Source organism: Flavobacterium polysaccharolyticum, from assembly GCF_038739875.1.
Lineage (GTDB): Bacteria > Bacteroidota > Bacteroidia > Flavobacteriales > Flavobacteriaceae > Flavobacterium > Flavobacterium polysaccharolyticum.
Window position 1 is genome coordinate 276,969 of sequence record NZ_JBCGDP010000003.1, and the last position, 18,650, is coordinate 295,618.

The 18,650-nt window shown below is 34.9% G+C and carries 21 protein-coding genes; 11 read left to right on the forward strand and 10 right to left on the reverse strand.

All coding sequences use genetic code 11. The features are described from left to right. Positions 1 to 316: 316 nt before the first annotated feature. The 8 genes from rimO (at position 317) to WFZ86_RS04700 (ending at position 8,678) form a co-directional block, all read left to right on the forward strand. Positions 317 to 1,633, forward strand: coding sequence for a 30S ribosomal protein S12 methylthiotransferase RimO (gene rimO, locus WFZ86_RS04665; RefSeq protein ID WP_342690853.1), 1,317 nt, complete (start codon positions 317 to 319; stop codon positions 1,631 to 1,633). 27 nt (positions 1,634 to 1,660) lie between these two features. Continuing rightward, positions 1,661 to 2,098, forward strand: a complete 438-nt coding sequence (locus WFZ86_RS04670) for a hypothetical protein (protein ID WP_342690854.1) — start codon at positions 1,661 to 1,663, stop codon at positions 2,096 to 2,098. A 33-nt stretch (positions 2,099 to 2,131) separates the two neighbouring features. Beyond that, positions 2,132 to 3,034: an N-acetylmuramoyl-L-alanine amidase gene (locus WFZ86_RS04675; RefSeq protein WP_342690855.1), complete on the forward strand. Its 903-nt coding sequence runs from the start codon at positions 2,132 to 2,134 to the stop codon at positions 3,032 to 3,034. 407 nt (positions 3,035 to 3,441) lie between these two features. Next, positions 3,442 to 5,007: a protein adenylyltransferase SelO gene (locus WFZ86_RS04680; RefSeq protein ID WP_342690856.1), complete on the forward strand. Its 1,566-nt coding sequence runs from the start codon at positions 3,442 to 3,444 to the stop codon at positions 5,005 to 5,007. A gap of 153 nt (positions 5,008 to 5,160) precedes the next feature. Then, positions 5,161 to 5,727, forward strand: coding sequence for an L-threonylcarbamoyladenylate synthase (locus tag WFZ86_RS04685; protein ID WP_342690857.1), 567 nt, complete (start codon positions 5,161 to 5,163; stop codon positions 5,725 to 5,727). A 35-nt stretch (positions 5,728 to 5,762) separates the two neighbouring features. Then, positions 5,763 to 6,146, forward strand: coding sequence for a GxxExxY protein (locus tag WFZ86_RS04690; protein ID WP_315141797.1), 384 nt, complete (start codon positions 5,763 to 5,765; stop codon positions 6,144 to 6,146). Between the two features lie 23 nt (positions 6,147 to 6,169). Then, on the forward strand, positions 6,170 to 7,591 hold the full coding sequence (locus WFZ86_RS04695) for a CCA tRNA nucleotidyltransferase (RefSeq protein ID WP_342690858.1): 1,422 nt from the start codon (positions 6,170 to 6,172) through the stop codon (positions 7,589 to 7,591). A 64-nt stretch (positions 7,592 to 7,655) separates the two neighbouring features. Further along, a complete protein-coding gene (locus WFZ86_RS04700) occupies positions 7,656 to 8,678 on the forward strand; it encodes a COX15/CtaA family protein (RefSeq protein ID WP_342690859.1) in 1,023 nt (340 codons plus the stop codon). Positions 8,679 to 8,692: 14 nt separating this feature from the next. Here the strand turns inward: WFZ86_RS04700 and WFZ86_RS04705 are convergent, their stop codons facing one another. Next, entirely contained in the window at positions 8,693 to 9,163 is a 471-nt protein-coding gene (locus WFZ86_RS04705; protein WP_342690860.1) for a hypothetical protein, read from the reverse strand. A 161-nt stretch (positions 9,164 to 9,324) separates the two neighbouring features. Here WFZ86_RS04705 and WFZ86_RS04710 point away from each other — a divergent pair, with 161 nt between their 5' ends. Continuing rightward, the gene (locus WFZ86_RS04710) at positions 9,325 to 10,098 is read left to right on the forward strand and encodes a CDP-alcohol phosphatidyltransferase family protein (protein ID WP_342690861.1); all 774 of its coding nucleotides are present in this window, start codon (positions 9,325 to 9,327) and stop codon (positions 10,096 to 10,098) included. 96 nt (positions 10,099 to 10,194) lie between these two features. On the opposite strand, the gene WFZ86_RS04715 is transcribed toward WFZ86_RS04710, so the two are convergent. From WFZ86_RS04715 to WFZ86_RS04750, 8 genes are all read right to left on the reverse strand, one after another. After that, on the reverse strand, positions 10,195 to 10,962 hold the full coding sequence (locus tag WFZ86_RS04715) for a LytR/AlgR family response regulator transcription factor (RefSeq protein ID WP_342690862.1): 768 nt from the start codon (positions 10,960 to 10,962) through the stop codon (positions 10,195 to 10,197). Positions 10,963 to 11,034: 72 nt separating this feature from the next. Then, the gene (locus WFZ86_RS04720) at positions 11,035 to 11,385 is read right to left on the reverse strand and encodes a 2TM domain-containing protein (protein ID WP_342690863.1); all 351 of its coding nucleotides are present in this window, start codon (positions 11,383 to 11,385) and stop codon (positions 11,035 to 11,037) included. A gap of 18 nt (positions 11,386 to 11,403) precedes the next feature. Continuing rightward, positions 11,404 to 11,709, reverse strand: coding sequence for a 2TM domain-containing protein (locus WFZ86_RS04725; protein ID WP_024981118.1), 306 nt, complete (start codon positions 11,707 to 11,709; stop codon positions 11,404 to 11,406). Between the two features lie 2 nt (positions 11,710 to 11,711). Beyond that, positions 11,712 to 12,014, reverse strand: a complete 303-nt coding sequence (locus WFZ86_RS04730; RefSeq protein WP_342690864.1) for a 2TM domain-containing protein — start codon at positions 12,012 to 12,014, stop codon at positions 11,712 to 11,714. A 2-nt stretch (positions 12,015 to 12,016) separates the two neighbouring features. Continuing rightward, complete coding sequence (locus WFZ86_RS04735) at positions 12,017 to 12,343, reverse strand: 2TM domain-containing protein (protein WP_342690865.1); 327 nt, start codon at positions 12,341 to 12,343, stop codon at positions 12,017 to 12,019. Positions 12,344 to 12,345: 2 nt separating this feature from the next. Beyond that, positions 12,346 to 13,701 (reverse strand): histidine kinase, encoded by a 1,356-nt coding sequence (locus tag WFZ86_RS04740; RefSeq protein WP_342690866.1) that lies wholly within the window; start codon positions 13,699 to 13,701, stop codon positions 12,346 to 12,348. A gap of 72 nt (positions 13,702 to 13,773) precedes the next feature. Further along, positions 13,774 to 14,397 carry a hypothetical protein gene (locus WFZ86_RS04745; protein WP_342690867.1) on the reverse strand — a complete coding sequence of 208 codons (624 nt, stop codon included), beginning with the start codon at positions 14,395 to 14,397 and terminating at the stop codon, positions 13,774 to 13,776. Between the two features lie 136 nt (positions 14,398 to 14,533). Continuing rightward, positions 14,534 to 14,938: a DUF2141 domain-containing protein gene (locus WFZ86_RS04750; protein WP_315169980.1), complete on the reverse strand. Its 405-nt coding sequence runs from the start codon at positions 14,936 to 14,938 to the stop codon at positions 14,534 to 14,536. A 217-nt stretch (positions 14,939 to 15,155) separates the two neighbouring features. On the opposite strand from WFZ86_RS04750, the gene WFZ86_RS04755 reads away from it, so the two are divergent. Further along, positions 15,156 to 15,410, forward strand: a complete 255-nt coding sequence (locus WFZ86_RS04755) for a hypothetical protein (protein ID WP_342690868.1) — start codon at positions 15,156 to 15,158, stop codon at positions 15,408 to 15,410. 60 nt (positions 15,411 to 15,470) lie between these two features. Beyond that, the gene (locus WFZ86_RS04760) at positions 15,471 to 15,794 is read left to right on the forward strand and encodes a hypothetical protein (RefSeq protein WP_342690869.1); all 324 of its coding nucleotides are present in this window, start codon (positions 15,471 to 15,473) and stop codon (positions 15,792 to 15,794) included. A 443-nt stretch (positions 15,795 to 16,237) separates the two neighbouring features. On the opposite strand, the gene WFZ86_RS04765 is transcribed toward WFZ86_RS04760, so the two are convergent. Beyond that, positions 16,238 to 18,364: a TonB-dependent receptor gene (locus tag WFZ86_RS04765; protein ID WP_342690930.1), complete on the reverse strand. Its 2,127-nt coding sequence runs from the start codon at positions 18,362 to 18,364 to the stop codon at positions 16,238 to 16,240. Positions 18,365 to 18,650 lie beyond the last annotated feature (286 nt).

Below are 18,650 nucleotides of genomic sequence, written 5' to 3' on the forward strand. Positions count from 1 at the left end.
AAAACAGAAGCCAAGTTCGGCTTCTGTTTTTTGCTGTTATATTTTCGTTTCATCTTTTTATTGACAACAAAAAAGCCCTATCTTCCTAATAGCCCCGGTAGGAGCGGCATCCTTTGCCTTTTTTCTTTCAAAAGGCAAAGATATAGCGGATGACGGGTCTTTGATGCCAATGAAGCCGAGTCCTTCCCGCTTCTAAAACAATTATAAAATCTATCTAAAATCCAATACATATAGAGATCTCATGCGTAATTAATGCTTTTTCTGAAGAAAAAAAAGCGTAATTTTGCCAATTCCTAGAAGAAGGGGAATTTATACTATGAGAACAAAGTCAACAAAAAAGAATAAAATTAATGTCATCACTTTAGGGTGTTCAAAAAATGTATATGATAGCGAAGTCTTGATGGGACAACTTCGTGCCAGCGGGAAAGAAGTTACTCACGAAGCAAAAGCAGAGGACGAAGGAAATATCATAGTAATTAACACTTGTGGTTTTATTGATAACGCTAAAGCCGAATCGGTTAACATGATTTTGGAATATGCGGATAAAAAAGAAAAAGGCTTAGTTGACAAAGTTTTTGTAACAGGTTGCCTTTCTGAAAGATATCGTCCTGATTTAGAAAAAGAAATTCCAAATGTAGATCAGTATTTTGGAACCACTGAATTGCCTGGCTTATTGAAGGCTTTGGGGGCAGATTACAAGCATGAATTATTAGGCGAGCGCTTGACAACAACACCAAAAAACTACGCTTATTTGAAAATTTCGGAAGGTTGTGATAGACCTTGTAGTTTTTGTGCGATTCCGCTAATGAGAGGAAAAAATGTTTCTCAAACCATTGAAAAATTGGTTAAAGAAGCAGAAGGATTAGCCAAAGATGGTGTAAAAGAATTGATTTTGATTGCTCAAGACTTGACGTATTATGGTCTTGATTTATATAAAAAACGTGCACTTGGGGATTTACTAGAAGCATTAGTAAAAGTAGAAGGTATTGAATGGATTCGTTTGCATTATGCTTTCCCAACTGGTTTCCCTATGGATGTATTGGAAATCATGAAACGTGAACCAAAAATATGTAACTATATTGATATTCCGTTGCAACACATTTCGGACGGCATTCTGAAATCTATGCGTCGAGGAACAACTCAAGCAAAAACTACTCAATTGTTGAAAGATTTTAGAGCGGCTGTTCCAGGTATCACAATTCGCACAACTTTAATCGTAGGATATCCCGGAGAAACTCAAGAGGACTTTGACACGTTAAAAGATTTTGTGCAAGAAATGAAATTTGACAGAATGGGTTGTTTTGCTTATTCACACGAAGAGAATACACATGCCTATTTACTTGAAGACAATGTTCCTGATGAGATAAAGCAAGAACGCGTCAACGAACTTATGGAATTGCAATCACAAATTTCATGGGATTTAAATCAAGAAAAAGTAGGTAAAACGTTCAAATGTATTATTGATCGCAAAGAAGGAGCTCATTTTATTGGAAGAACCGAATTTGACAGCCCTGATGTAGATAACGAAGTATTGATAGACGCCTCAAAACATTATGTAAAAACTGGCGAATTTGTAATGATAAAAATTACAGAAGCTACTGAATTTGACTTATACGGAGAACCGTTTAATTAGTATATTTGAATATATAAAAATCAATTAATGATGCAAAAGATTCAATTTTTATTTTTTTTAGGATGCACTTTGTTTTTCACTCAAACCCATTGGGCACAATTTAATAATGGATATGGGAACAATGGAAGAATGAGCCAAATGAACCAAATGGGTTCAGGACCTACACAAAGCGCACCAAAGCCGCCTTCCAATGAAGAAACGGCGAGCAGAGTAATGGAAAATCTTAAAACAGAAATGAACTTGGATGCTTTGCAAGAGATTGCTATTAAAAATATTTTGATTCAAAGTCTAAATGCTCAAGGCGTAATTATAAAAAAAGAAGGTTCTAACGAAAGTAAGAGCGAGGATATTAAGGTAATCTCTGAAAATACAGATCGAAAAATACTAGAGTTATTGAATCCAGATCAAAAAGATCTTTATAAAAAAATCATTGCTGGAGGATTCAAAAAGAAGAAAAAGAAATAAAATCTAACCACTCAACCAACTAATTAATTATCGATGTTTAGACAACTTATACTTAGTATTTCTTTGGGTTTACTTATAAGTTCATGCGGAACTAATCCTTATAAGGAAAGTAATAAAGTATACGAACAACAATTAAAAATTTTACAACAAAAACTAGCTGAGAAAGAGGCTATTCCACTAACAAAAGTAGAAACTACCACCACCTCTCATGATACGCTTTACACAAAACAAATCAATACACTGAAGGATTCCATATCTAAATCTAATCCTACAGCACTAGAAAACATTAAAACAGAATGGATTGGTACGGTAAATTTCAACTTAAGAAAACCTAATTTTGTAATCATACACCATACTGCACAGGATTCCTTAAAACAAACATTAAAAACATTTACATTGGCAAGCACAAAAGTTAGCGCTCATTATGTGATCGCTGAAGATGGAAAAGTGGTTCAAATGCTAAATGACTATTTAAGAGGTTGGCATGCAGGCAATGGAACTTGGGGAAGAAATAGCGATATCAACTCTGCTTCAATTGGGATCGAACTTGACAATAATGGTTCAGAACCATTTTCTGAAGTACAAATTAATAGTTTATTGGCTCTTTTAACAAAATTGAAAAAAGACTACAATATTCCAACGCAAAATTTTATAGGTCACTCTGATATTGCTCCTACTAGAAAAGTAGATCCTAGTGCTTTATTTCCATGGCAATTGTTAGCCGAAAAAGGGTTCGGAATCTGGCCAGACGATTTATTAGAAACAGCACCTACAGATTTTAATGCAGAAATGGCTTTGCGAATAATTGGTTATGATACTAAAAATTTAAATGCTGCTATCAAAGCATTTAAATTGCATTATATCAAAACAGAAATTGACTCGGTTTTAGACCAAAAAACACTAAATATAATATACGCTGTGTATAAAAAGCAATAATAATTAGATTTACAAAATGTGATAAAAAAGGCTTTTTGATAGTATTCAAAAAGCCTTTTTCTTATTATTAAAATTTAAACCCAGCATAAGGTTCATACTCAAAAGCTAATACTCTTGGTGAACCATCCCCAGGCGTAACTTTTAGTTCTGGCAATGTGATGGATTGGATGGATAAGTCTTCCCGTTAAACTTTACAATACGATATTTACTTCGGCTATAAATGAATAAATTTTTCCATCCGTTGGTTTTAAGGCAACAATAAAAAACACAAATAACAAAACAAGTTAATTAATTAATAAAATTCAAAAAGGACAAGAAATTAGAACAGATTGATTTATTTTTACTAGCTAATTCAGTATTTTCAAATTAGGCAAAATTTGAAGTAATACTACTATTTTTATCAAAAAATGACGTTTACCCTCAACAATCTATTCACTAAAGAATTACCAGCAGATAGCAACTCCGACAATTCACCTAGACAAGTGTATCATGCATGCTTTTCTTATGTGTTACCAAAAATACCTTCAAATCCATACTTAATTCATACTGCTACTGATGTTGCAAAGCAAATTGGCCTAACTAAGGACGATATTGGACAAGAAGATTTCTTAGCTATTTTCAGTGGGTCAAAAACTTATCCAAGTACTCAACCTTTTGCTATGTGTTATGCAGGTCATCAATTTGGGAATTGGGCAGGACAATTAGGAGACGGTAGAGCTATTAATTTGATGGAAGTTACTCATGAAGGGAAAAACTTTACGTTACAATTAAAAGGTGCTGGACCAACCCCCTATTCACGAACTGCAGATGGATTGGCTGTTTTACGATCATCCATTCGTGAATACTTATGCGCAGAAGCCATGCATCATTTAGGAGTACCCACTACTCGATCCCTTTCATTAGTTTTAACTGGAGACGAAGTACTTAGAGACATTATGTACAACGGGAATCCAGCTTACGAAAAAGGCGCTATTGTTTGTAGAGTGGCACCAAGTTTTATTCGATTTGGAAATTTTGAAATTTTTGCCGCCAGACAAGATCATACGAATCTGAAATTACTAGCTGATTTTACCATTCAACATTACTTCGCATCCATAAAAGAAACTGGTAAAGATAAATACATCCAATTTTTTGAAGCAGTTTCTAAAAGCACACTTGAAATGATTCTTAACTGGCAAAGAGTCGGTTTTGTTCATGGTGTTATGAATACAGATAACATGTCAATTCACGGTATTACTATTGACTATGGACCCTATGGATGGCTAGAGGACTACAACCCAACTTGGACACCAAACACAACAGATAATCAACACAAAAGATATAGATTTGAAAATCAACCTCAAATTGGCTTATGGAATTTGTATCAACTCGCCAATGCATTATACCCACTAATCGAAGAAACCCAACCTCTAGAAGCTATTTTAGATGCTTACACCAAACAGTATGACTCCAACTATCTCCAAATGATGCTATCAAAATTGGGATTACAAATAAAAGATAAAGAGGATCGCCAATTAATTCAAGAACTTATTGATTTGCTACAAGAAATAGAAACCGATATGACTATTTTCTTTAGAAACTTGAGTTCAGTGCTTAAAAATGATACTCCAGAAACAGCTTTAACAAAAATTGAATTTGCCTTTTATAATGCTAATGATTACAATGAAAGCATAGCTCTAAAATGGCACAATTGGTTCACTAAATATATTGATAGACTTCAAATAGAAGTAGTATCAGACAAAGAAAAAAGTGTAGCAATGAACCAAGTTAATCCAAAATATGTCCTTCGCAATTATATGGCGCAATTATGTATTGATGCCGCAGAGAAAGGAGACTATATCATACTAAACGAATTGTATACCCTTTTACAAAACCCTTATCAAGAGCAGCCAGAATATGAAAAATGGTTTGCCAAACGCCCCGATTGGGCAAGAGTTAAAATAGGATGTTCGATGTTGAGTTGTAGTTCTTAAAAACTTTCAGAACAAGAACGCTTTAAAACAATAGATAAAATTGATCTCGAATCCATTTCTGAACTAAGAAAAAAAACTCTTTTTTATACGCTATCAAAAATCAAATGGATAGTTTTGCATTTTATGAAACAAAGTCAAAATCATTAAAATAAAATGCAAATGAATCAAGAGATCATCAATGCTTTTGAAGTAATAAAAAACGGTGGTATCATTCTTTACCCAACGGATACCGTTTGGGGTATAGGCTGCGATGCAACAAATCCTGAAGCCGTTGCCAAAATATACCAACTCAAACGAAGAGCCGAAAGCAAAAGCATGATTTGCCTCATGAACGGAGAAAAAATGATGTACAATGTATTCAAGGAGATTCCAGAAGTAGCTTGGCAAATTCTAGATTTATCCGAAAAGCCAACCACTTTAATATTAGATAATCCTAGAAATGTAGCTCCTAATTTAGTTTCTGAAGACCAATCATTAGGTATTAGACTAGTAAAAGAGCCTTTTTGCTTTAAGCTACTGGAACGTATGAAAAAGCCATTAGTATCTACTTCAGCTAATATTTCTGGACAACCCACACCATTATCTTTCAAAGAAATTAGTCCAGAAATTATAAAAGGCGTAGACTATGTTGTAAATTTGCAACACGAAAAAATTGCAGGAAAACCTTCTACGATTATTAAATTGACGAATGATTCTCAGGTTAAAATCATTAGAAAGTAGTAGTTTACCGCAAATTCGCAAATTGTATTATTTATATGGAAGAATACATTTATAGAGAAGAAAATTATGCAATCGTAGGAATACTTTTTGAAGTTCATAAAAATCTTGGAAAAGGATTTTCTGAAATTGTTTACAAAGATGCAATAGAATTTGAACTTCAACAAAACAACATTCCATATCAACGTGAAAAAGAATTTGCAGTAAACTATAAAAACACGACTTTAAAGCATAAATTTTATGCTGATTTTGTAGTTTATGACAAAATCATTCTTGAAATAAAAACAGTTGATTGTTTCAATAACAGTCATTATAACCAATGTTTAAATTATTTAAAAGTTTCCAAAAATAAATTAGCCATATTGGCAAATTTCAATTTAGTTTCTTTAGAATACAAACGCATAATAAATTCAAAAAAATAATTTGCGAATTTGCGGTAAAAATTATGAATTATAAATCAGCACTTAATAACACAATATTCGAAGTAATATCGAAAGCTTCCCAAGAACTAAACATAGAAAGTTATGTAATTGGCGGGTTTGTTAGGGATTTACTTTTACAAAGAGGCTCCAAAAAAGATATCGATGTGGTGGCTGTGGGCAGTGGCATCGAATTGGCTCTTAAAGTTTCAGAACTTTTACCTAAAAAACCAAAGGTACAAGTATTCAAGACTTATGGGACCGCTATGCTTCGTTTTGAAGATACCGATATCGAATTTGTTGGCGCCAGAAAAGAATCCTACACCCACGATAGCAGAAATCCTATCGTAGAAAATGGAACCTTACAAGATGATCAAAACCGACGTGATTTTACTATTAATGCCTTGGCTTTATCGTTGAATCCATCTAACTACGGAGAACTATTGGATCCCTTCGGTGGTATTTCTGATTTAGAATCCAAAACCATAAAAACGCCGCTTGACCCAGATATTACCTTTTCGGATGACCCGTTAAGGATGTTGAGAGGCATTCGTTTTGCTACGCAATTAGGTTTTGATATTCATCCAGAATCTTTAGCTTCCATTACCAAAAATGCAGAACGAATAAAAATCATTTCAGGAGAACGTATTGTAGAAGAGTTAAACAAAATTCTACTAACCGAAAAACCTTCTTTGGGCTTTTTATTGCTTTACAAAACGGGATTATTAGAATTGATTCTACCTGAATTAACAGCCTTGAATCAAGTAGAAGAAATAGAAGGACATACCCATAAAAACAACTTTTACCATACCCTTGAAGTGGTCGATAACATTTGCCCGAACACTGACGATGTTTGGTTGCGATGGTCGGCTTTATTGCACGATATTGGAAAAGCACCAACTAAACGCTTCAACAAAAAACAAGGATGGACTTTTCACGGTCACGAGTTTTTGGGCGGTAAAATGGTTAAGAAAATCTTCGAAAGATTGCATATGCCTTTGAATCACAAAATGAAATTTGTACAAAAAATGGTTGTAATGAGTTCGAGACCAATTGTTTTAGCGCAGGACACTGTTACCGATTCAGCAGTACGCCGTTTGGTTTTTGACGCAGGAGAAGATGTAGAAAACTTAATGACACTTTGCGAGGCCGATATCACCACTAAAAACCCAAACAAGTTCAAAAAATACCACAGTAATTTTGAAATTGTACGCAAAAAAATTGTTGAAGTTGAAGCGCGCGACCACGTTCGCAATTTTCAACCTCCAATCAGTGGTGAGGAAATAATGGAGCTCTTCAATTTAAAACCATCCAGAGAAATTGGCATCCTAAAAGAAGCGGTTAAAGAAGCTATTTTAGAAGGAGAAATACAAAATGAGTACCAAGCTGCTTATGAATTTATCTTAAAAAAAGGAGCCAAATTAGGCCTAAAGATTAACGATTGTTAGCCCTTTTTTTCGTTGCCAAACCCATAAATTTGCAATTAAATAATTGATTTTTATCACTAAAAAAATGACTAAATCTAATAAACCTGTTATCATTTGGCTGCTTTCTGGCTGCTTTCTTTTGTTTTTAATGGTTGTGGTTGGCGGAATTACCCGTTTGACTAATTCTGGACTCTCTATGACCGACTGGCATTTGATTACTGATACCTTCCCTCCTATGACAGAGGCGAAATGGAGTCAAGCTTTTGAAGAATACAAAAAGTTTCCTGAGTATCAAAAAATCAATATTCACAATGATTTTACCTTATCTGATTATAAGTTCATTTACTTCTGGGAATGGTTTCACCGTTTTATTGGTCGAATCATTGGTATGGTATTTTTAATCCCTTTCTTTTATTTTTTATCCAAAAAAAGATTAGACAAATCGACCATCAAAAAATGTATTATTCTTTTGTGTATGGGAGGATTTCAAGGCTTTTTGGGTTGGTTTATGGTAAAAAGTGGATTAATCGACAATCCGGATGTGAGTCATTTTAGACTGGCGTTACACCTTACTTTTGCTTTCATCACCTTTGCCTATACCCTTTGGGTGGCTTTGGATTTGATTTACCCTAACAAAGACAACTTTTATCCTCAGTTGAGAACTATTGCTCGATTTGCCTTTGTGTTTTTGATTATTCAAATCATATACGGTGGTTTTGTTGCAGGTTTAAACGCTGGATTAATTCACAACCATTGGCCACTAATGAGCGATGGGCAATTCATTCACGATAGTGTATTTATCGAAAAAAACAGTTTTATCCTCAATTTGATTGAAGGAAAAAGCGGCGTGCAATTCGTGCATCGTACTACCGCTTATCTTGTGGTGGCTTTGATGGTTTTACTGTATTTCAAAAGCAAAAAATTCACTTTATCTATTGCCCAACAAAACGGTCTCAATGCGCTAGTAGTACTTGTGTTTGTACAATTTGCACTAGGCGTTTTGACTTTGCTATACAGCGTACCTCTTTGGTTAGGATTGGCACACCAAATCACAGCTTTCTTTTTATTGACAGCTATGACTTACACGTTACACCGTTTCACTAAATAAGAAAAAGAGATGGTCTAATACACCATCTCTTCTCTTTCAAACGTTGGTAAAACGATGTGATTGATGTTTTGTTCCATCCATTGGTTCTCTAACAAATCTGCCCAAGCATTCATATATTTTACCGTATCTGACATCACATTTCTATTGAAAGAAGTCACGCCAGCTTTAGCTAAAATCTCAGGATTGGACAAGTTTTCGAGTTGTCGCAAATCTGATTGGGTAAAACCAAATTCAATCATTCTACCGATAATTAAATCCATAGGATAACCACTCGTTGGACAATAATCTATAACCTGTTCCGACCAATCGCCTCGTTTTTGCAAGGCAAACTGTTGAATTTCTGCTCTGGTAAACGAAGTTATATTTTGCGCCAAATGCCCACAATTACAACTTCCCATATGCCCCCATTCATAACGACCGCTAGTTGCTATTTGTGTAGCGGTTTCTCTTAGGGCTTGAATTACTTTTAAATTTGGTACCGCCATAACACAATATATTTGATTTTTGTACCATAAAAGTACTAAAACTCGAAACGTGCTTTTCTTACTTTAACACAAAGTAAACTATTGTTTAGGCAACTATTCCGCTTAAATAGAGCTACTTTTGCACTTCGACTATATTGTCATTCTACTTTTTACAGCTTATAATGTCAAAACTTGCAACACAAGATAAGTTCTTCGACCTCTCAGATTATGGTCGCCCATTTGGTAAATTTCTGGCGCAACAATTAAAAGAAACTCGGTTTACCCCAATTCACGTAACATTACTTTTTGGTCTTTCTGGCTTGATTGCCATTTTTTGCATACTCACCAATCATTACTTTTTGGCCGCCTTTTTCATTGTTTTAAAATCTGGAATTGACGCTGCTGATGGTGAATTAGCAAGATTAAAAAACAAACCTTCATACGTTGGTAGATACCTCGATAGTGTCTTTGATATCATCCTAAATTTTATGATTTTTATGGCCATTTGTTGGGTCTCAAAAACAACATTTTGGTATGCGTTTGCAGCTTTTTTCGGCATCCAATTACAAGGAACTTTATACAATTATTACTACGTAATTTTGAGACATAAATCGGTTGGAGGAGATAGTACCAGTAAAATTTTTGAGTATAAAACACCCAAAGCTTTGCCTGGAGAAACACAAAAATCGGTGACTCTTTTGTTTCGAATTTATACAATCGTTTATGGGCTTTTTGATAAAATAATTCACACCCTAGACCAAGAGGCTTATAGAGTAAAAACGTTTCCGAATTGGTTTATGAGCTTGTTATCCATTTATGGTTTAGGCTTTCAATTGCTAATTATCGCCGTGATGCTACCGCTGCATCTTATCGAATACATTGCACCTTTTTTTATTGGCTATACCTTATTTATTTTTGTTATTATAGCCATTAGAAAACGGTTTATTCGCGAATAAAAGCTTCATAGACAAACCCTACAACAAACAGGTAAAAAAAACTAATAAACAGTCTGTTAAACAATTTTGATCTAAACAAAAAAATAAAGTTAATTCTTAACCAATCCAGTTCTTGAAATCGGCTACTTTTTCTCTACTTACAATCACTTCTTCTGCTTTGTAAGTAGGTAAAATAATCTTTAAACGAGAGTTACTGTACACCACAATCTCTTTTATTGCTTTTAGCGGAATGATAAATTTTCGGCTGATTCTGTAAAAAGCAGTAGGATCTAATTCTTGTTCCAAAACTTCTAAAGTGGTTTCCAAAAGATAATCTCTGTTGTCGAAAGTGTGTAAATAGGTCCCTTTATTTTCGCTGTAAAAACATTCAATTTCATCAACTGAAATCACTTTCAAATGTTGCCCTATTTTTAGCGTAAATCGCTTTTTGTAATTTTTCTCAAATGGGTTCGTCAGCATCCTTTTGATAGCTTCAAAATCTAATGCAAACGAAGGATTTTCAGGTGCCTTTTCTGGTACTCGTGATTTGTATTTATTCACTGCAATTTCCAAGTCATCTTCATCGATAGGTTTGAGTAAATAATCAATACTGTTGAGTTTAAAAGCACGCAATGCATATTCGTCATAAGCAGTGGTAAAAATGATAGCGCTCTTAATTTCGACCGCTTCAAAAATGGCAAAAGACAAGCCATCGGATAATTGAATATCCAAAAAAATAAGATCAGGATGTGGATGGTTCGAAAACCATTCGATAGCCTCTTCTACCGAGTGCAGCAGCACGGTTACATTGATTTGTAGTTTTTCGAGTTTACGTTGCAACAAACGCGCTGCTGGTTTTTCGTCTTCGATGATTATTGTTGTCATTATTTGAGGTTAGAAGTTAGAAATTAGAAAGCAGAAGGCAGAAAACCGAGAACTCAGAACCGAAAACAGAAATCACTTCCATTGTTGTTGTCTTTCATCTTCTTCTTTTAAAAATTCTTCCATTTTTCTTTTCTCCCAATCTTTGCCTAAAAACAAATCTTTCCCAAAAACAGAAGCTCCGTGTGCTACCAATCCAATTCCCCAAAAGAAGGCGGTATTGAGTGTTTGCCAACTCCAAAAATTGGTATCTAATGAATCCAAATGCCTTGCTCTCATAGCGATTAATCCGATATTGACTAAAACATACACTATTAGATGCACATAAAATCCTTTTATTTTTTGCACTCTTTTAAAAGCGCTATCGTAACGTTCTTCTTGAGTCTTATCCAAAAATGAATCGTATTTGTTTTGATTATTTTCCATGATGTTTTTTATTTTAATTTATTTCCAATCGTTTCTGGATTGTTTTTCTTTTTCCATAAACTCTTTAATTTTTTGCTCTTCCCATTCTTTGCCGAAAAAGGGCATCCAATTGAACACTTTCATCGCGTGAAAGAACACGCCTACACCCCAACCTAGTAAAGGCCAAAAGAACCATAAATATCCTGGCGAGGTCAACAAATTAATTACTGCTAAAAATATATTCACTACAATGTAAGAGGTCAAATTTCCGTAAAATCCTTTTAAATCCTCTACTCTTTTCTTGGCTTGATAATATCTGTCTTCTTCTTGAAAATTCGTTTCCATAATTATTTCCAAATTTGTTTTTCTGTCTTTTCTCCAAGTATTTTTTTGATTTGCTTCTCCTCCCAATCCTTATTAAAAAATGGAGCGAAATCATACACTTTTAATCCATTCAAAACTACTGCAATTCCCCATCCCAACAAACACCATATAAAATATAAATATCCCGGAGATGTCATGAGATTTACAACTATTACAATTGGGTTTATCAACAAGTAAACGGTCAAATGTTCGTGAAATTTTTTAATTTCTTTTACTTTTTTTTGAGCTTGATAATATCTATCTTCTTCTTGAAAATTCGTTTCCATAATTATTTCCAAATTTGTTTTTCGCTGTTCTTTCCGATTATTCTTTTAATTTGCTTTTCTTCCCAAGATTTACCCAAAATTACTTCGGTAAAAAACAATTGAACTGCTTGAATAACAAAAAAGGTCGTCCAAATCGCCATTACAAAAACGTTGATATACCGAATGGGGAAAAAGTTCAAAGGTGCGCCATAATACGTTTTCAAAACATAGATTACTACGCCTAGCATAAAAAATACCATATGAAAATAAAAATCTTTCAGCTTTTTTACTCTCTCTTTGGCCATTTGAACCAAAGCTTCTTGTTCTTGATTCGTATCTATTCGTTCCATCTTTATTTCCATTTTTGTTGTTCGTCTTCTTTTCTTAAAATCTCTTGAATTTTTCGTTCTTCCCAGCTAGAGCTGTAACCAAAAACTTTGAAACCGTGCATAATCAAACCAAATCCCCAGCCACCAGCGGAAAACCAAAACCAATGAAATTGTGGGACAAAAGTAAGATTCACATAAATTAAAATAGGGATAACTACACAATATGAAATCAGATTGCCATAAAATCCTTTTAATTCCTCTACTCTCTTTTTTGCGCGGTAGTACGCATTGTTTTCTCTGTAATTTAATGTCGTTTCCATAACAGTTATTTGTTGGGTTAAAATGGGTATTTTAACGGTAAAAGTTTGTTCGTTTTGTTCAATCAGTACTTTTCGTTTGGTAATGATTGCGTATCGATTGATGATGTTTTGTAATCCAACACCTTGTCGGTCTTGCAATACTTCTTTCTTTTGAAAATCATTCTGAATCACCAAATAATCATTTTCAATATAAATTCGGATATGCAAAGGTCTTTGCTCGCTTACCACATTATGCTTTACGGTGTTTTCTAATAACAGTTGCAGTGAAAGCGGCACTACTTTGGCGTCTGGGTTTTGAACTTCGGCAGTCACTTCATAAAACAAGCTGTTCTCAAAGCGCATTTTCAGCAATTTCATATACGTCGTTGCAAAACTCAATTCCTCGGCTACCGATACCAATTCTTTATCTTTTTGTTCCAACACATAGCGGTAAATTTTAGATAATGAAGTGGTGAATCGTTGGGCATTATCTGGATTTTCTTCGATAAGTGAACTCAACACATTCAAACTATTGAAAAGAAAATGTGGATCGATTTGATTTTTTAAGGTTTCGAATTTGGCCGAAGCTGTTCCAGCAATAATCTTTTGTTCGATGACTTCTTTTTTAGAAGCTTGTTTCCAATTGAGCATAAAACTACGCGCGTGCATAAAAATAGAAACTCCCAAGGAAAGAATGATATAAAACATATGCACCCAAACCATTCTGTTGTTGAAAAACTCGGATACTTCCAGCTTCTGAAACACTACGAAAGTCAAATAATCAATTCCTAAGACTACTGGAATAGTATACAAAATGGTACAAAAAATTCCAAAATACACTCTCAAATTGGTTTGCTCTAACCAATTCCATCTGCGGTCCAAAATATCATTGATGAGTCCGTTTCCAAAACCAATTCCGTAAGAATATAGAGCACTAACTAAAAAAGTGGTGAGTAGACTTTGAGGACTGAAATCCCCTTGCAACAACGAAAAAACAAGCGTAAATACTAGTGTAATCTTCAAACAATCTATAAAGCCTTTTTTGATTCCTTCTAGTGTACTGTATTTCTGTTTTTCCATATTCTTTGACTTTTGGTTTTGGTTTTTCAACCCTTTCAGCGTTTTTGACTCCGAAAGGATTTGAAATTTATGCTATTTTTTACAATTTTTTTGAGCTTCTTGAGCACGGTCCAACCCCCATTTTGGTGAGAAAGCTGTTTCTGGTTTAAAAGTAGCAAAAAGTCCGATAGCTTTATCAATTTGTGCACACATAGGTGTTGTATCTGTTCCCCAGAACTTCGCCCCACCAATTTCAAACTCGGCTTTACAAAATACCACTCTTGGATTTTCAGGAGCAATAGCCTGTGCTTTACCGTAGAGTTCCATTACTTTTCCAGACAACTTTTGTCCATTGGTCATTGGGTCATAGGCAATCCAAGCGGTGTGAATCATAGCTTGCATTACTAATAATTCGGGATTGTTTTCGTTTTTGATTAATTCTACATCCAAAGCGTTTTGTGCTTTAGTCAACAAAGCTGTTACTTCGTCTTTGCCTTTGGTTCTAAAAGCGGTTGTAGTGTTTACTAAAGCCACATAATAATTAGGTAACCAATTGTTTTTTTCGACTGCTGCAATTCTTTCGAATAAAGCTACAGCTTCGGTATTTTTTCCTTCTCCCCACAACTGGAACGCTTTTCCCATTCCTTGTTCGTATTGTCCTTGGGCAGCTAATAAACTGCAAATAAATAAAGCGGTGGCGGTTAAAACTTTGATCATAATTTCTATTTTTTTAGTTGTTAATTTCTTTTAAATGGTTGTTGTTATTTTGATGATGTAAAAGTACTACTGATGTAACTGCTGTAAAATTGATTGTGACTGAACTGTCGTTTTTTGAGGATGAATTGTAAACTGCTTATACTTTCAATACGATGTGCTTGTTTTGGGTGGCTTGGAACTTAGCGTCTTTGTATTTTGGAGGTCCCATAAACCCTTTGGCATCGTTTGAAGCTGCATAAGCTTCTTTTGGAATTCCCATAAAGTTGGTGTCTAATTTTCCGTTGCTGTTTTCATCGTGAAAAACACTAATCGCATACTCGCCAGCAGGAAGGTTTTCAAAAGTGAAGGTAGCTTTTGCATTTTTGATTAAAGCGACATTGCCTTTGTAGACTTTTTTTAGAAAATGATTCTCGGAATTGTACAATCCGATTAGGACTTGCCCTTTGTTGTTTTTTAGACCAACGATGTCTACTTTGATAGCGACTTGAGCTGTTGCCATTGCACTTATGGCTAAGAACAGGATAAGAACTGATGTTTTCATAGTTTATTTTTTTAAGGTTGTTTATTATGTTGATGTAAAAGTAGTTTGGACCAATCGAAACTAAAATTGATTGTAACTGAACTGTTGTTTTTGGAGGATGAATTGTAAAAAACAACAACTATTTGTTTCTCTGGTTAAGAATGAGTTACTATTATTAAATTCACCGGAAAACAAATTGTTGCTACTGTTTTTTGTATTTTCGATAAAATTTAAAAAAATGTCTACGAGCAAATTGAAATTAAAAATTTTGAAAAGGTTGGATCATTTAAGCGAATCTAACTTGAAGAAGTTTTATGACCTATTGGTATCAGCGACCGAATCAAAAAAAGACATTTCTGATTGGGATTCTTTATCTCAAAACCAACAAAAAGGTTTGATTGAAGCTACTGAAGAAATAGATCATTCAGAAGGAATGGAACACGAGACATTACTAAATTCGCTTAAAAAAAATATGCTTAAATCCGTTAGTTAGCTGTTATTTTATCAAACGAAGCAAAATTAAACGAGATAAAATATATTAATCTCAAAAGGAATGATTGACAAACTAAATGAAATTTCGAAAAAACTAGATCTTTGGAATATTGCTAAGACAAATGCTATGCAATGGATTGAGAATGAAGGCTTAGATGAAATACGTCAAGATCCAAAATTTTCAAAAGTGGTTTTAATTGACATTGAGTTCATTAAAAAAAAACAAAGTTTAATATTTTGGAATTGTGAACTCGGAAAAACTTATATATTGCGCACAGAATATGTTCTAAAAATTACAAACGGTTCTGAAGATACAGAGGGTTATTACTCTTATGATATTGATGAGAATGGTGATTTTTTTGAAGAATGGTTAAGATTTAAATAAAAACAACCGTTAATACACGCTAAAGCAATTTGGGTTTCGTCTTAATGGAAAAATTGGTTTGTATGCGGAAGTTTTGGCTAATCAGGAAAATAATGCTAATTAGTCCCAAACCACGTGAAGCAGGAAACCGTTTTGAAGTTATTCCAGTAAGGCAATTTTGAGAACTTTGTAGGCATATCATCATCTCCAGAAAACCTACAAGGTTAAAAAAAACCTTGCAGGATAAACGATTCTTTTGATGACTATCTTTTAAAATATAACCCTTTCAGCGTTTAGAACGCTGAAAGGGTTATGCTATTTCTACAAGTATTTTGAAAACGATTCTTCCTAACTAGCCCCGGGAGGAGCGGCATCCTTTGCTGACGGGGTTCGGCAGCAAAGATATAGCGGATCACGGGACGATGCCTGCTGGAAAAGCCCTATGCTTATTGCTCCAATTTAACTTATAAATTCTTTAACTGATTGTCGTTTTTGTTGTCGCTGATGGTCCAGAAGAAACCTACGAAAAAGAAACTATCGGCCGTTGGTGTGATGGCTCTGCGGTTGTACACGCCCGCTGCATCTGGAGTATTGGCGTACTCGTAACCAAAGACATTTTGAGTTTGTAAAATATTGGACACGGAGAAATACAGGATTTTTTGTTGCGACACCAAGTACGCCCAATTGAAACTCAAATTATTGAAAGCTTTGGTTTTTCCGTTCATAAATTGGGACTCGTTAGGATTGTTGTACGGACGACCTGTGGCAAACGAATGGGTGAAACCGATTTGTGATTTCCAGTCGGTGATGAAATATTTGGTCACCAAAGACGCTGTATGATCCGCCACGAAACTTGGCGTAACTTGTTTAGTGAAGTTGCGATAATCGCGCTCCGTATCGATGTAAGAATAAGAAATCCAATATTCTAAATTCTTAATCGAGCTGCCGTCTCTCCAGAACAAATCTAGTCCTTTGGCATAACCAGAACCGTTGTTGTTGTACACTGAATTAAACATTGGCGTTGTTGTATTGAATTTTACCAAATTACTGTAGTCTTTGTAATAGGCCTCGGCTCTAAACGTTTGACGGTCGTTGTTGTATTGAAAGTTCAAGATGTAATGTGAGGCTTTTTCGCTTTCGAATTGGTGCATTTTGGAATATTTGATAAAATCGACACTTGGCGCCTGAGTGAAATCGCCATAAGCGAAAGAAAACTGACTGGTTTTATTTAGTTTGTAAGCCAAGGAAACACGAGGAGCAATGGCGGTTTCGTCCAACAAATCGTTGTATGAGGCCCGAACCCCTACTTTGGCAGCAAAGTTTTTGGTGAATAAAATATCGCCTTCGGCAAAAGCTGCTGCTATTGAGGAATTGTATCCGCTAGTACCACCAAATCCAGAATTTGGCGTGAAATCTTCGTTGAAACGAGTAATGAAATAATCTGTTCCTACAGCCAATTTAACGTGTTGCGAAATGCTTTTACGGAGTTTGAATTTAAGATGTGAGGCGTTTTCGTCATTGTTTAGTTTATCCAAATCCAATCCCAATTTGTTTTTTGAATAGCCATAACTCAATCCTGTTGTCATTTGCCAATTGTTCCCAAAAACACCTTTATAAGAAGTATTTAAGTAAAAGTTGTTATTGTTCAAATCGACTCTGACTTTGTTAGGAGAATTAACGCTTTCTTGATTCAAATCGAATTTGGAGGAATCAAAAGCAGCATACAATTTTAAGATTCCGTTATTGAAATTGTAGCGATACACGGTTTCGCCAGATAGCGATTGAAAAGGATTGTTCCATTCGATATTTTGAGGCACCACTTTTTGATACGGAGCCAAATTGATGTAAGCGGCATTAACACTCAAGGAGCTTTTTTTCCATTTTTGTGTATTTCCAACGCCCAAACCTACGGTCATTAACGAAATTTCGGTTTTGTTTTGATCGGGTTCGTCTTGGGTATTCAATAACAACACACTCGATAAAGCTTCGCCATACTCTGCAGAATAACCTCCAGTAGAAAAAGAGATGCCGCTGAACAAAAACGGAGAAAAGCGTCCGCGAGTAGGCAAATTATTGGTAGCAGCACCATAAGGCTGTGCCACTCGAATACCGTCGACAAAAGTTTGTGTTTCATTGGCCTCACCTCCACGAACGAACAAACGACCGTCTTCACCCACGTTTTGAGTACCTGGTAAAGTTTGTAGCGCAGCAATAATATTTCCAGCAGAACCCGCTGTGGTGACAATATCCAAAGGTTTCAATACTGAAACACGAGCTTTCTCTCCCGACTCTAAGGTTCCCGCCGTAATCACCACCGCGTCTAAGGTGTTGACATTCTCTTTGAGCGTTATCGTTTTGTCTTTGTAATTGGTTACATCTATAACGAGAGTTGCCGTTTCGTGTATCAAAGAGCTTATGATTAGCGTCACATTTCCTTTGACTGTGGTTTCGAATGAGAAAAGGCCTTTCTCATCGCTTGTGGCGCCATCATAAGTGCCTTCAATATAAATATTGGCGCTAACTACGGGCTTACCTTTTGGATCGATAACTTTTCCTGAAATGGTATTTTGAGCAAGAGCCATACTACTCATCAAAACCAATAGGGCTACTAAAAAGAATTTGTCTGCGATTTTTTTGATACTTGTTTCCATTATTCTGTTTGTTTTTTGATGAAGCAAATATCTTTCGGGATTATGAATTCTCTAAAAAGTAATGACCGAATTGTAGAAAAACGAGGCTGAATTGCAATCCTGATCAAATAGAAAATTCTCAATAAAATATAAAAATCTACCCAAAGAATCAATTAAAATCATAAAACACCACCAAACAACTCTAATAATTCAACAAAAAAATGTTGTTAAAAACAGTATTCATTAA

Coding starts and splice junctions, on each gene's coding strand:
- rimO (WP_342690853.1), top strand. CDS start 317: ATGAGAACAAAGTCAACAAAAAAGAATAAAATTAATGTCATCACTTTA.
- WFZ86_RS04670 (WP_342690854.1), top strand. CDS start 1,661: ATGATGCAAAAGATTCAATTTTTATTTTTTTTAGGATGCACTTTGTTT.
- WFZ86_RS04675 (WP_342690855.1), top strand. CDS start 2,132: ATGTTTAGACAACTTATACTTAGTATTTCTTTGGGTTTACTTATAAGT.
- WFZ86_RS04680 (WP_342690856.1), top strand. CDS start 3,442: ATGACGTTTACCCTCAACAATCTATTCACTAAAGAATTACCAGCAGAT.
- WFZ86_RS04685 (WP_342690857.1), top strand. CDS start 5,161: ATGCAAATGAATCAAGAGATCATCAATGCTTTTGAAGTAATAAAAAAC.
- WFZ86_RS04690 (WP_315141797.1), top strand. CDS start 5,763: ATGGAAGAATACATTTATAGAGAAGAAAATTATGCAATCGTAGGAATA.
- WFZ86_RS04695 (WP_342690858.1), top strand. CDS start 6,170: ATGAATTATAAATCAGCACTTAATAACACAATATTCGAAGTAATATCG.
- WFZ86_RS04700 (WP_342690859.1), top strand. CDS start 7,656: ATGACTAAATCTAATAAACCTGTTATCATTTGGCTGCTTTCTGGCTGC.
- WFZ86_RS04705 (WP_342690860.1), bottom strand. CDS start 9,163: ATGGCGGTACCAAATTTAAAAGTAATTCAAGCCCTAAGAGAAACCGCT.
- WFZ86_RS04710 (WP_342690861.1), top strand. CDS start 9,325: ATGTCAAAACTTGCAACACAAGATAAGTTCTTCGACCTCTCAGATTAT.
- WFZ86_RS04715 (WP_342690862.1), bottom strand. CDS start 10,962: ATGACAACAATAATCATCGAAGACGAAAAACCAGCAGCGCGTTTGTTG.
- WFZ86_RS04720 (WP_342690863.1), bottom strand. CDS start 11,385: ATGGAAAATAATCAAAACAAATACGATTCATTTTTGGATAAGACTCAA.
- WFZ86_RS04725 (WP_024981118.1), bottom strand. CDS start 11,709: ATGGAAACGAATTTTCAAGAAGAAGACAGATATTATCAAGCCAAGAAA.
- WFZ86_RS04730 (WP_342690864.1), bottom strand. CDS start 12,014: ATGGAAACGAATTTTCAAGAAGAAGATAGATATTATCAAGCTCAAAAA.
- WFZ86_RS04735 (WP_342690865.1), bottom strand. CDS start 12,343: ATGGAACGAATAGATACGAATCAAGAACAAGAAGCTTTGGTTCAAATG.
- WFZ86_RS04740 (WP_342690866.1), bottom strand. CDS start 13,701: ATGGAAAAACAGAAATACAGTACACTAGAAGGAATCAAAAAAGGCTTT.
- WFZ86_RS04745 (WP_342690867.1), bottom strand. CDS start 14,397: ATGATCAAAGTTTTAACCGCCACCGCTTTATTTATTTGCAGTTTATTA.
- WFZ86_RS04750 (WP_315169980.1), bottom strand. CDS start 14,938: ATGAAAACATCAGTTCTTATCCTGTTCTTAGCCATAAGTGCAATGGCA.
- WFZ86_RS04755 (WP_342690868.1), top strand. CDS start 15,156: ATGTCTACGAGCAAATTGAAATTAAAAATTTTGAAAAGGTTGGATCAT.
- WFZ86_RS04760 (WP_342690869.1), top strand. CDS start 15,471: ATGATTGACAAACTAAATGAAATTTCGAAAAAACTAGATCTTTGGAAT.
- WFZ86_RS04765 (WP_342690930.1), bottom strand. CDS start 18,364: ATGAGTAGTATGGCTCTTGCTCAAAATACCATTTCAGGAAAAGTTATC.